Annotated in this window: 11 protein-coding genes; 3 read left to right on the top strand and 8 right to left on the bottom strand. The window is 69.2% G+C overall.

Annotated elements, in window-relative coordinates; genetic code table 11:
• Nucleotides 1–1324 (bottom strand): chloride channel protein (locus VFS34_00690; protein HET9792946.1); only part of this gene is annotated, 1324 nt, incomplete at its 3' end.
• On the bottom strand, nucleotides 1321–1752 hold the full coding sequence (locus VFS34_00695; GenBank protein HET9792947.1) for a MarR family transcriptional regulator: 432 nt from the start codon (nucleotides 1750–1752) through the stop codon (nucleotides 1321–1323). The genes VFS34_00695 and VFS34_00690, both read right to left, overlap by 4 nt.
• Nucleotides 1753–1928: 176 nt before the next feature.
• On the opposite strand from VFS34_00695, the gene VFS34_00700 reads away from it, so the two are divergent.
• The gene (locus VFS34_00700) at nucleotides 1929–3311 is read left to right on the top strand and encodes a Rieske 2Fe-2S domain-containing protein (protein ID HET9792948.1); all 1383 of its coding nucleotides are present in this window, start codon (nucleotides 1929–1931) and stop codon (nucleotides 3309–3311) included.
• Entirely contained in the window at nucleotides 3308–4138 is an 831-nt protein-coding gene (locus VFS34_00705; GenBank protein ID HET9792949.1) for a hypothetical protein, read from the top strand. The genes VFS34_00700 and VFS34_00705 overlap by 4 nt, the downstream gene beginning before the upstream one ends.
• 85 nt (nucleotides 4139–4223) lie before the next feature.
• On the opposite strand, the gene VFS34_00710 is transcribed toward VFS34_00705, so the two are convergent.
• The 3 genes from VFS34_00710 to VFS34_00720 form a co-directional block, all read right to left on the bottom strand.
• Nucleotides 4224–5210: a molybdopterin-dependent oxidoreductase gene (locus VFS34_00710; GenBank protein HET9792950.1), complete on the bottom strand. Its 987-nt coding sequence runs from the start codon at nucleotides 5208–5210 to the stop codon at nucleotides 4224–4226.
• Nucleotides 5197–6036, bottom strand: coding sequence for a cytochrome b/b6 domain-containing protein (locus VFS34_00715; GenBank protein HET9792951.1), 840 nt, complete (start codon nucleotides 6034–6036; stop codon nucleotides 5197–5199). Before VFS34_00715 ends, VFS34_00710 begins: the two co-directional genes overlap by 14 nt.
• Nucleotides 6037–6207: 171 nt before the next feature.
• Entirely contained in the window at nucleotides 6208–9138 is a 2931-nt protein-coding gene (locus tag VFS34_00720) for an EAL domain-containing protein (GenBank protein ID HET9792952.1), read from the bottom strand.
• Between the two features lie 209 nt (nucleotides 9139–9347).
• Between VFS34_00720 and VFS34_00725 the strand changes: the two genes are divergently transcribed.
• The gene (locus VFS34_00725) at nucleotides 9348–9722 is read left to right on the top strand and encodes a plastocyanin/azurin family copper-binding protein (GenBank protein ID HET9792953.1); all 375 of its coding nucleotides are present in this window, start codon (nucleotides 9348–9350) and stop codon (nucleotides 9720–9722) included.
• A 49-nt stretch (nucleotides 9723–9771) separates the two neighbouring features.
• On the opposite strand, the gene VFS34_00730 is transcribed toward VFS34_00725, so the two are convergent.
• The 3 genes from VFS34_00730 to VFS34_00740 all read right to left on the bottom strand — a co-directional run bounded on the left by VFS34_00730 (nucleotide 9772) and on the right by VFS34_00740 (nucleotide 12044).
• The gene (locus VFS34_00730) at nucleotides 9772–9942 is read right to left on the bottom strand and encodes a hypothetical protein (protein HET9792954.1); all 171 of its coding nucleotides are present in this window, start codon (nucleotides 9940–9942) and stop codon (nucleotides 9772–9774) included.
• 145 nt (nucleotides 9943–10087) lie between these two features.
• Nucleotides 10088–10882 carry a hypothetical protein gene (locus VFS34_00735; protein HET9792955.1) on the bottom strand — a complete coding sequence of 265 codons (795 nt, stop codon included), beginning with the start codon at nucleotides 10880–10882 and terminating at the stop codon, nucleotides 10088–10090.
• 430 nt (nucleotides 10883–11312) lie between these two features.
• Entirely contained in the window at nucleotides 11313–12044 is a 732-nt protein-coding gene (locus tag VFS34_00740) for a DUF72 domain-containing protein (GenBank protein HET9792956.1), read from the bottom strand.
• Nucleotides 12045–12409: the final 365 nt, after the last annotated feature.

Here is a 12409-nt window from a genome sequence, read left to right on the forward strand (position 1 = left end):
CGCGTGCATTCGAGAGGGGATCCGGAGCGCTCTCCGATTCGACGAACCCCTCCTCGTGCATCTGCTGCTCGACCATGTTGCGCGGCGACACGAGCCGGGAAACGGTCATCGCGAGCGCGACCGAGAGCATCAGCGGGAGAACGAGGCCGTAGTCTCCGGTCACCTCGATCACGATCAGGACGGCCGCGATCGGACAGCGCAGGACACCCGCGAAGAACGCTCCCATTCCCGCCAGGGCGTACGCGCCGGAATCGATTCCGGCCCCGGGAAAGACGTGCTGCAGCGCATGGCTGAGCGCCGCTCCGAGCGCCGCCCCCATGAAGAGCGAAGGAGCGAAGGTGCCGCCGATGACGCCGCAGGAGAGCGCGATCACGAAACCGGCGGTCTTCGCCCCGAACGCGAGGGCGGCCGGCGCCGCGGCCCCCCCGCCGCGCAGCCAGAAGGAAACGGTTCCGTATCCGACGCTCAGGATCCGCGGCGAGACGAGTCCGAGGAGGCCGATGAGGGCGCCGCCGGCCCCGGCTCTCAGGGCGGCGTTCGGGATGGCCCGCCGGGTACCGTGCCTGAGGCGCTCGATCGCCCGCATCGTGAACCCGGCCGCCGCGCCCGCGAGGATTCCGAGGAGCGCGAATCCGACGAGGGCGCGGATCCCGGACCAGTCGGCGGGCTTCGCCGCCAGGACGGGCCGGCCCCCGAGCAGCGCCGTTTCGACGATGGCCGCTGCGACCGCGGCGACGATCGCGCCCCCGAGAACGCCCCTTTCGGCCGTGCCGAGCACTTCTTCGAGAGCGAATACGACGCCCGTGATCGGAGCATTGAAGATCGCCGCGATCCCGGCCGCCGTTCCCGCCGGAATCATGCCCCGGACGACCTTTTTCGGCAGCCGGAGCATCCGGGCGACTCCCGCGGAGACGCCGCTCGCGACGACGACGATCGGCCCTTCGGGGCCGAGCGGCGCACCCGAGCCGAGCGACACCGGCGTCAGGAAGAACGTCGCGGTGACGCTTCGGAAATCGAGGAGCTCGGGATCCTGGCCGTAGGCCCGCCGGACGCGGGCGAGGTTGGCGCCGCCTGCGCCGGGCGCCCACCGGCGGATGAGGAGCGCGATCGCGAACGCCGCGGCGGCGGGGGTCGCGACGACGAGAAGCGCCCGGGCGGTCCCGACGCGCCCGAGAGCCGGGACGATCAGGAGGGACTGCATCGCGCGGACGAGCGCGTGGAACACGAACGCCGCGAGACCGCAGAGCGCCCCGATCGCGACCTGCGTCGCGAGGAGAAAACGCCGGCTCCCGACGCGCATGCGCTCGAGGAGCGCCGGCTTCATTTCGTCCAGGAGAGCGACTGTTCCGTCAGGTCGGCGGCGAGGCGGCGGAGCACGCGTTCCGAGGCGGCGAGGTCCGCGGCGGGCATCGAATCGAGCATCCGGCGGACCCCGGCTTCCACCGTCCCCGCCGTCGAACGGTTGATGGCTTTCCCCTTCTCCGTGAGCGTCAGGATCATGCGGCGGCGGTCCCGGAGGTCGCCGCGACGGGCGAGGAGGCCATGGTCCACGAGGCGCGTCAGGACCCCCGTCAGCGTGCTCGGGTGCACGTGCAGGATCCCGGCGAGATCCCCCGGAGAGATGCCCGGCATCCGCCCGACGATCCGGATGACGAGCCGCTGCGGGCCGGTCACGCCGAGCGATCGCGCCATGCGCTTGGAGGCCGACTGCAATCCGTGGTCGACCGCCCAGAGGAGCCGAAGGAATTCCACGGCCGATCCGAGGGGCGCCGATTTTTCGGTGGATTTCGGCGGGGAGTCCGTTTTCCTCATGACGTCTCCAATCGTCGGAGCTCCGACGGTCGGATCCTACCGCGGGACGGGAGGTGCCGAATGATGAAAACACGCGGCGGCCCGGGAACTCCTCTGCCCTCCGCGAAATGCGATGCGTGCCGTCCCTCCCGGGCGACGACGTCGGCGGCGCGCGCTTCCTCGTCGTCGACCTGTATCGCGTCTCCGCGGAACAGGAGCCCGATCGTCGCCCGGTACTCTCGCGGATGCTTTCCCGCGCGCGCCTTCGCTTCCTCTTCCGGGGCCCGGCGACGTTTCGACGCTCGGGGAAATCCCCGCGCGAACGAAGGAAAGCGGCGCGGCGCGCTAGAATCGCGTCCGATTCCGAAAAAGGGGGAGACATGTCGGAGGAGCTCTGGGCCGACCTCGGTCCGGCCGAGGAACTGCGGACGACTCCGCTTTCGCAGCGGAAGGTGGGGCGAACCGCGATCGCGCTCAGTTACCGGGACGGCGAGTTCAGCGCGATCTCGGGGATCTGCAACCACGCGGCGGGGCCGCTCGGCGAGGGACGGCTCGACGGCGATTACGTCGTCTGCCCGTGGCACAACTACAAGTTCCATTTCCGGACGGGCGAAGGGGAGCCGGGCTACGAGGCCGACGCGGTTCCCCGGTACGACGTCAAGGTCGAAAACGGCCGCGTGTTCGTGAACCTGAACGCCGCGACGAAGCGGCACAAACTCGCCCACCCGCCCCATCCGCTCGAGCGCCCGATCGCCCGGGCCGACGGGCCGACCCGCGTCCTCGGCATCTCGGCGACCGGCATGGACCCGAAGAATCCCCGGTACTCGACCTCGGACGCGCTCCTCGGGACCGCCCTGGAGCACGCGCGCTCCGCCCTGGGAGCCGAGACGCGGCGGATCGCCCTGGCCGAGCTCTCGTTCCGGAACTGCGAGGGCTACTACTCCAAGAGCGCGCATGCCTGCACGTGGCCGTGCTCGATCACCCAGATGGATCCCGACGACCGGATGGACCTCGTCTACGAAGGGATCGTGTTCTGGGCGGACGTCGTGCTCGTCGCGACGCCGATCCGCTGGGGCGCTCCGAGCGCGCTCTACTTCAAGATGGTCGAGCGGATGAACTGCGTGCAGAACCAGATCACCCTGCGCGACCGGGTGATGATCCGCAACAAGGTCGCCTCCTTCATCATCACCGGGGGACAGGACAACATCCAGGCGGTGGCGGGCCAGATGCTCGGATTCTTCGCGGAGATCGGATGCCTGTTTCCGCAGTTTCCCTACATCGCGCATTCGCGCGGATGGTCGGCCGAGGACATGGAGAACAACATCGCCTACGTCCGGAAGAGCCAGGCCCTGCGGGAGGGGGCGCAGGCGCTCGTCGGGCGCGCGGTCGAATTCTCGCGGCTGATCGGCGCGTCCTGCGCGGCTCCCGAGCGCGTGATGCGCGCCGGCCGCAAGGCGGACGGCCTCGACCGCTCCTCGATGGACGCGGGGGAGATCGAAGCGATGAAGGAGACGCCGTGAGCGGATGGGAAAGGCTCGGCCGCGTGCCGCCGCGCGACCTCGTCGATGCGCGGCGCGCCCTGCACCACGCCGCGCAGATCGTCTCGGCCGCCGGGATCACGCATCTCCCCGCGGAAACGGACGACAGCCATACGAACATGGAGTGGGTCCCGGCGCTGCGGGCGCTCGCGGGACGCCCGGCCGGTCGGGAGCGGGCGTTCCGGCTCGCCGTGCGGCCCGAAGGCCTCGAGCTCCTGCTCCTCGATCCGGATTGCCGTCTCCGGGAAAACCGAGCGCTCTTCGGAGCGACGGTCGCGGAGGCCTACGACTGGGCGGCAGCGGTGATCGGGCGGGTGACGGGCGGTTCGCCCCGGCCCCTCGAGCGCCCGTCCTGGATGATTCCGGCGCTCGGCCGCGAGCGCTTTTCGGATTCCGACGGCCCGGCTCTCGGCGAGCTCGCGCGCTGGTACGGAAACGCGGCGCACGTCCTGGCCGGGATCGCGGCCGCCTTCGACGGCGCCAGCGCGGTGCGCTGCTGGCCCCATCACTTCGACCTGGCGACGCTGCTCCCCGGAGGATCTCCCGGCCGGACCGTCGGCGTCGGCCTTTCGCCGGGGGACGACTCCTGTCGCGAGCCCTACTGGTACGTCTCGCCGTATCCGTACCCGGGCGACCCCGTCGTGCCCACGTTGCCGAACGGCGGGCGCTGGCATCGCGACGGTTTCTTCGCGGCGGTCCTCGCCGGCGGCGACCTGCTGTCGGGAGGCTCGGAGGCCACGCAGGAGTTCCGCACGCGGGAATTCCTCGAAGCGGCGGTCGCCGACTGCATTCGCCTCCTGCGCGGCTGAGGGCCGACCGCGGCTCTTCCGCCGGCGGCGCGCGCCCGCCTCCTCCTTCGCGGAAGCTTCGGCGCGACGAGTCTCCGTGCCGGGCTCAGATCCCGTCGTACTTGGAGTAGCCCTGAAGATTCCAGTAGTCCGGAGGCTCGGCCGACGAATACACGATTCTGGTGATCGCCTTGATGTTCTTGAGCCCGAGCTTCATGGGAGCGAGGAGGCGGAGCGGCGCGCCGTGCTCGACCGACAGCGGACGCCCGTCCCGGTGGGTCGCGAGGAGGGTCTGCGGGTGGCGCGCCGTCGGAAGATCGATCGACACGAAGTAGGGATCGGGTTCGCCGTCGGAGTCGAGATTCACGGCCGATTCGAGCTTCGCCCATTTCGCGCCCGCGGCGGGAGGATGGGCCTCGAGGAAATCGGCGAACCGCAGCCCTCCCCACCATCCGATCGCGCTCCACCCTTCGACGCAGCAGAGGCGCGTCACCTGCTCGTGGTGCCGGAACCCCGAAAGGAGATCGCCGATCGCGAACGTCTCCTTCGTTCCCGAGGCGAGTCCTTCGACCTCGAGCTGCCAATCGGGAATGTAATCGGGGTCGGGCGTCTCTCCCGCGTAGTTGTTCGGAACCGGGGTTCGGTCCGATCGTCGATAGGTCCGCACGAGACGCCGCGGGCTGTAGATCGCTTCCGCGACGTCGTCGTCGAAGGTCAGCGCGCGGTTCAGGAGGTTCTCGCGCCGTTTCGCCGAGAGGCCGAGTCGTCCCTCGAGAGAATCGAGGAACTCGCGGTGGCCCTCGGTGAGGTAGTGCGAACGGGTGTCGTCGGGGAGCAGGCCGTAGAACGCCGCCGCCGCGGCGGCGGCGCCCGCGCCGAAGAGGAAGAAGTCACGGCGCGTCTGCCGGCGCAGCCGTGCCGCGGGCACGGCGAGGAGCCGGGTCCCGTCGCGGCGGATCCGGCCGGACGGCGCGGCGGGCTCCGGCTCGGCGGCGGGCGTCTCCGGCGCGTCGGCTTCCGCCGGAGCCGGAATCCGGTCGTCCGGTCCCGCGGCATCTTCCGCGGCCGGGCGGGGCTCGTCAGGCTCCGTCATCGCCCTCTTCCCCGCGCAAGCGCGCCGACCAGCCGACCACCATCGAACGGAGAGTGTCCCAGCCGTCCGCGATCACGAGGACCACGTGGGGAATCACGAACCCGACGAAGAGAACGAGGAGGAGCAGGTGCCAGATCCGCGCGCGGTCATAGCCGCCGAAGAGGCGCTCGAGCCACCCGAGCTGGGCCGGCTTGTGGATGGCCCACCCGGTCGCGATCGCGAGCGCGCCCGCGACCGGCATCGAAAAATACCCGAGCTTCTGGAGGGCGTTGTATTTCTCCCGCGCCGGCGGGTGCGGCCACGGCCGCCGGAGGATCTTCGCCGGCAGGACGCCCCCGTAGTACCGAACCATCGCGAACGCCCCGCCGGCGTCGCGCGGCCGCGGCACGAGCGCGCGCCAGCCGCGTCCGAGGACCAGTCCCGCCAGGTAGACGAGCCCGTTGGCCATGAAGAGATAGGCGAACAGCCAGTGGAGGCGCAGCGCCTCGGCGAGGATCCCGTGGCCGAGGCTGAAGTGATCGTAGAACCAGTTCCGAGGCTGCGGGAAACCGTGCTGGCCGGGCAGATGCGCGACGGCCCACGCGCCGGCGTCGGCGAGGTAGTCGGTGTTGCCCGTCCCCGGGTCGGGAGCGTGCTTCAACACGGGCGAGGCCCAGTAGATCGACAGTCCGCTCAGGATCATCATCAGGAGGATCGGAATGTTCAGCCAGTGCGAGATCCGGACGAGCGCGTGATGCTGGACGACGATCGTCCTCGTCGGCTCGCCGCCGCCGACGCGGTTTTCTTCGGGAGGCGGCTCCTCCGCGGGAACGATTTCGGCAGGCACGGCGGGGAAATTATAGGCTCGCCGCCCGGGAGCGGAGCTCGCGTTCATCCGCTTTCTCGAATTCCGGCCAACGTTCGAGGCACGGTCGGACGGGTTGGATGACGACGGGGGCGGTCTGCCGGCGGGCGAGGAGCGCCGCGGCGCACGTCGACGCCGCCCGGGCCTCCGCGCCTACAGAGGCAATCTTCGGTCTTCGCCGAGCAATGCCTCGAACTTTTCCGCCGGCAGCGCGGGCGAAAACAGGAATCCCTGCACCTCGTCGCACTGGTGCTGCCGGAGGAAGTGGAGCTGGTCCGGCGTTTCGACCCCTTCGGCGACGACTCTCAGCCGCAGCTCGTGCGCGAGGACGATCGACGCCCGCACGATGGAGGCGTCGTTCGTGTCGCGGGCGACGTCGCGGATGAACGAGCGGTCGATCTTCAGCGTGTCGACCGGCAGGATCTTCAGGTAGGAAAGGGAGGAGTATCCGGTTCCGAAGTCGTCCATCGTGATTCCGACGCCGAGGCGCTTGAGCTTTCCCAGCGCTTCGATGCTGATGTCGAGGTTCTGCATGGCGACGGACTCGGTGATCTCGAGCCGCAGCTGCCCCGGCGGGAGCGCGGTCGCGTCGAGGACCTCCTTCACGCGGGCGGCGAAATCGACCTCCTGGAGCTGGCGGATCGAGAGGTTGACGGCGACCGAGAGATCGCGATACCCCTTGTTCCTCCATGCCCGTGCCTGCCGGCACGCGAGCTCGAGGACGAGCATCCCGAGGTCGACGATCAGGCCCGAGTCCTCGGCGAGCGAGATGAAGTCGGCCGGGAGCAGGATTCCGCGCGTGGGGTGCTTCCAGCGGACGAGCGCTTCCATTCCCGTGATCACGCCGTTCCGGAGCGAGACCTGCGGCTGGAAATGGACGCGGAACTCCTGGTTTTCGATCGCGTGGTGCAGCTTGCTCTCGAGCTCGAGGCGCTCGAGTCCGCCGCGCTGCCCGGATCGCGAGTAGAACTGGTAGTTGTCGCGGCCGCGCTGCTTGGCCACGTACATCGCGACGTCCGCGTTCTTCACGAGCGAGTCGGCGTCGTCGCCGTCTTCCGGAAAGACGCTGATGCCGATCGAGGGGGTGACGAACAGCTCCCGCTGGCCGATGCGGAACGGCTTTCGGAAGATCTCCTGGATCTTCCTCGCGACGACGCCGGCGCTCTCGCGCTGATCGATCTTCGACAGGAGCAGCACGAACTCGTCTCCGCCGACGCGGGCGAGGGTGTCGGAGAGGCGGATGAGCGGAAGGAGCCGGTCCGCGACCTGCTGGAGGAGCACGTCCCCGACCTTGTGCCCGAGGCTGTCGTTGACGACCTTGAATCGGTCGAGATCGATGAACAGGACGGCGAGAGGATGGGATTCGCGTCGGGCGGTCGCGAGCGCGATTCCGAGCCGGTCTTCGAACCGCACGCGGTTGGCGAGTCCCGTCAGCGCGTCCTCGTAGGCGAGACGCTCGATCTGCTTCTCGGCGCGCCGGGTTTCCGTCACGTCGTGGTGGATCGAGAGGATCGCCCGCCCCCCCTCGTAGTCCATCATCGACGCGCTGACGAGCATGTCGATCGGCGTGCCGTTGCGCGCGCGATGCGCCGAACCGACGTTGCGGATCGATCCCTCGCGCGCGATGCGGGCGGTCTCTTCCTCGGCGCTGCCGGGCTCGTCCATGAGGTCATCGAGCGTCATCCCGATCAGGTCCGACGGCTCGTAGCCGTACGCTTCCCCCGCGCGCCGATTCGCGTTCAGGATCCGCCGCGACTCGGGGTCGATGATCAGGACGGCGTCGTTCGCGTTCTCGAACAGGCTCCGGTACTGGCGCTCGGAGCGCGCGACGGCGTCGGCCGCGCGCTTGCGTTCGACGGCCGTCGCGATGTGCTGCGAGACGAACGTCAGGAGCTCCTTCTCGCGGATGCCGTACCGGATCGACTCGCTGTAGGTCTGGACCGTGAGCACGCCGAAAGTCCGCTCGCCGCTCCGCAGCGGAACGCCGAGCCAGTCGATCGTCGTCGTCCCCTGCGCGTCGAGCTCGCCGGCCGCGACGCGCTCCTCGATTTCCGCGCCCGTGAGCATCAGCGGCCGGCCGGTGCGCATGACGACGCCCGTCAGTCCCTGCCCGGGCCGGATCGGGTCGGGCGGCGGATCGAACTCGTCGACGAAGTACGGGAAACGGATGAGCCCGGCGGCTTCGTCGGCGATCGCGATGTAGAAGTTCCGGGCGTACATCAGCTCGCCGACGGTCCGGTGCAGCTCTTCGTAGAACGAGGTCAGATCGCTCGCGCTGGCGGTGATCTCGGCGATCCGGTAGAGCGCCGCCTGGAGGGCGTCGGCGCGCACGCGGTCGGTCATGTCCTCCACGAGCATCATCCGCGCGGTCCGCGTTCCGAGCTCGAGGGGATGCGTGGTGACGCGAACCTCGATCTCGGAGCCGTCCTTGCGGCGATGGCGGGCGCGCGTCGTGCGGGGGGGCTCGATGCCGGGGGCGGAGACCGGAGACCAGGAATCCTCGACCAGGATCTCGGGAAGCGTCCGCACGAGGAAATCCGTCGCGGAATAGCCGTAATACGCGACGGCGGCGTCGTTGACCGCGAGAAACCGCAGATTTTCCTCGTCGTAGACGCACATCGGCACCGGGCTCGTCTCGAAGAGCTGCCGGTACCGCGCTTCCGAGGCGCGCAACAGGTCTTCGGCGTTCTTGCGGCCCGTGATGTCGACGGAGACGCCGGCGACGCCCTCGACTCTCCCGTCCGCGCCGCGCACCGGCCGGGAGACCGTTTCGAAGACGCGCGCCTGGACTCTGACGAGCCAGGTCAGTTCTTCGCCGCGGAGCCCCCGCCGGAGCGCCTCCAGGATTTCCGGAGTATCGGCATAGACGTCGAACGCGTTCTGCCCGACCACTTCGCCCGGCTCCAGGCCGAGCACGCCGAGCCCGCCTCCCTCCGAAAAGAGAAAAGTTCCGGTCGCGTCGATCGCCCAGAGAACCTGGGGGAGCGCGGCGAGGATGCGGCGGATCGAGGCGGCGTCGCGAGCCGCGTCGATGGGCGGCTCGGGATCCGGTTCGCTTCCTCCGAGAGCGACGGATCGCTTCATGAATTCGCCGGGCAGTACCGGATCCGGAGCCGGGTCGGCGAGTCGGCGCGAATGGGCTTGTCCTCCGTGGTTTTTCGAGGATCGTATCCCGATCCGGAACGAGGCGTCAATCCCGCGCCTTGAGGAAATCTTCAGAGATGAAGGTGCGCCGGAACGCCGGTCTGCCGGGTTACGTTCGTGACGGAGCGATTTTTCACAGGAGGTGGCCCATGCTCCGGAGAATTCTCATGGTGACGGCGATCGCGACGTTGGCGGCCTGCGGCGGAGGTCATTCCTCTCCGACGGAGAGCAAATCGAGCCCTCCCGCCGGTACGGGGATGACGATGGTTCAGGTGGGGGACAACTTCTTCAGCCCGCAGTCCATCCAGATCTCTTCGGGCCAGACCGTCCAGTGGACGTTGACGGGCCAGATGACGAACCACACCGTGACGGACACCGGCGGCGCGTTCGACAGCGGATTTCTCTCCCGTCCGGGCGCGACGTTCTCGCACACGTTCACCGCCGCGGATGCGGGGAAGACGTTCCACTACCAGTGCCAGACGCACGCGAGTCTGGGGATGACGGGCATCGTCCAGGTCCGTTGACGGCGGGCGCGGAGACGGAAGGCGTCGCGAAAGGGAGTCGCCGCGGGCTTCAGCCCTGGGCGGCTTTGTCGATTTCCTCGGGGGATCGCGGCCGCGACTGCATGGCGAGGCGGGGAAGCTCTCGGACGATCGCGGCGAGAGCGTCGATCATCGCTTCCATCTGGGCGAGGGCGGGCGCCGTCGGGATCGGATCCCCGCCGCGGTGAGCGTCGTTCGTCAAGCCCCCGAAGTAGTCGGTAAGCGCGGAGGCGTGTTGATAGGCTTCGGCGATCGCGCCGCGGAGAGGTGAGGCCCCGCCTGCTCGCGCGGGATCCTTCGGATTCATGTCACCCGAAGTCTACTCCGAATTCCGGGGCGCCGCCGGTCTACCGGGCGGCGAGCTCCTCGTCCCGGCTGACGTTTCGCGCCCGGAGCTCTCGCCCGCGCTCGAAGCCGCGGCGGAACGCCTGGTTCTCCCAGCAGTCGAGATAGGCCTCGCGCAGCTCGTCCTTCACTTCGTCGTAGTCCTTGCCGATGAGTCCCGGCCGCTGCGCCGCCTCGAACCCGCACCGATACATCCGTTCGACCACCGGAAAGCGCTCGCCGCCGTGGCTTTCGTAGTCCGCCTGCTCGGAGTCCCGCAGTCCGACCCACCACTGGTCGCGGGCCGCATCGAGGCTTTCCGACCCGGCGCTCTCCATGACGCGGCCGGCGCTCGCCGCTTCCTCGTCGGAGTCGAGGAGCGCGACCACGACCGATTTTCCCTTTCGCAGGGCGTCTTCGTAGACGTAGAGCTCGTCCTTCGGCAGGCCGTCCGAGAGCGACTCCTCCATCGCATGCCCCGCGGCCGCGCCGCCGAAGGCGCCGCCGATGCCGAGCAGAGCCGCCGCCGCGAATCCGATCGCCGTCACGGCTCCGACCCCGGGAATCAGGAGACCCGCGAGGATCGGGCCGAGCCCGAATCCCGCCGATGCGCCCATCGCGCCGCCGACGACGCCGCCGACGGCGGACGCCGTTCCCGGCTGCTCGGTGTCGCTCGTCGGGACTTCGGCGATGTGTCCTTCCCAGTCGCCGGGAGTGAGCAGATTGATCCGATCCGCCGGGATGCCCGCCGAGCGAAGCCGATCCACGGCCGTCCGGGCCTGCGAGCGCGCCGTGAAGATTCCCACAGACGTTTTCATGCGCGGTGACCCCCTTCGAGGTGAAAAGAAGCACAGGGTGTGCCATTACGTCGGGCGGTCGCGCACGCGCTGGCGCGCTGGAACGCGCCGGCCTCCCGCATCGCGAACCTCCTCCGCTCGGTTGCTCGCGCACCGGCGTGCGCGGCGATCGGCGCGCCCGGCGCATTCGCACCCGCCGCTGCGCGGCGGCGACTTCCGTCGCGCGCTCGAATTCCTTCGCGGAGGCTTTTCGCGATGCGGCCTTTCGCGGCTTGGGCCTGAGGCCCTCGATCGCTTCGGTGCCCGACCGAGCGGGGAGACGGGATCCTGAGATCGCCGGAACGACGCTCGCGGGGCTCGGTTGGTTCCGGCTCCCGCGCCCCAAACCTCCGGGAGCCGTGTCGTCTCGAGGAGCCGTGCGACGACCGCGCCGCGCTCACATCGTGCCGTTTCACCGTTCGACCCTCTCCTTCAGCTCCCGCGCGTTCTCCGCTGCGTAGCCCGCCTGATCGTTGTCGAAATACACGAAAATCGCGCGGAGGCCGCGGCGCCACTTCCGGACCCATCGGGCGCGAGCCTGGAGAACGTCGGGCGAATACCGGCCCTGATATTTCCCGCCCGGGCCGTGCAGCCGCAGGTAGGTAAAGTCGGCCGTGATCGGCTCCGGGGAGTGGAATCCGGCGATGTCGAAGATGCAGAACGCGGCGTGGTGCCGCGCCAGGGTCGCTTCGATCGCCGGCGTGTGCCAGCTCGGATCGCGGAGTTCGAACGCGTATCGATGCCGCCGCGGGAGCGCCTGGAGAAACGCGTCGAGGCGGCCGGCGTCGGCGCTCCAGTGCGGCGGAAGCTGGAAGAGGATCGGGCCGAGCTTCCGCCCGAGGATTTCGACGAGGGGGAGGAACCGCTCGAGCCCCGCCTCGGGATCGCGGAGCTTCTTCATGTGCGTGAGATACCGGCTTCCTTTCACCGCGAAAAGGAATCGGGCGGGCGTCGAGTCTCGCCACGCCGCGAGCGCTTTCGCGGTGGGAAGCCGGTAGAAGGTGTTGTTGAGCTCGACGGAATCGAAGAATCGCCCGTACCAGTCGAGCATCTTCGGCGCCTTGAGGTCCTCCGGGTAGAAATTCCCGATCCAGTGCCGGTAATGCCAGCCGGAGGTTCCGATCCGGACGTCGGCGTCGCGCACGGCCCGCAGGGCAGCAAAATCTCCGCCACGAGCGAACATCTTCGGTCCCTCAATTGCCTCGGGCGGCTGCCCTTCCGGCTCCGTCCTTTCTCCGGTCGTGGCGCCGGAGCGGTCGAGGGCCTCAGGCCCGAGCCACGAAGGTCACATCGCGAAGAGTCTCCGCGAAGTAACCGAGCGGAGGAGGTTTGCGATGCGGGAGGTTTCGCGATCCGAGCCGCGCGAGCGTCGCGAAACCGACGTGGATGGTGCACCCGGAGGAATGGCCTGGCGCACGGGCGTGCTTGGCGATTCCTCCTCACGGCCTTCGCTCAGCGGAGGGATCGGCTCTTGGCGTGGGCGTTATCGGCGTAAATGGTGCACCCGGA

Source organism: Thermoanaerobaculia bacterium, assembly GCA_035717485.1.
Lineage (GTDB): Bacteria > Acidobacteriota > Thermoanaerobaculia > UBA5066 > DATFVB01 > DATFVB01.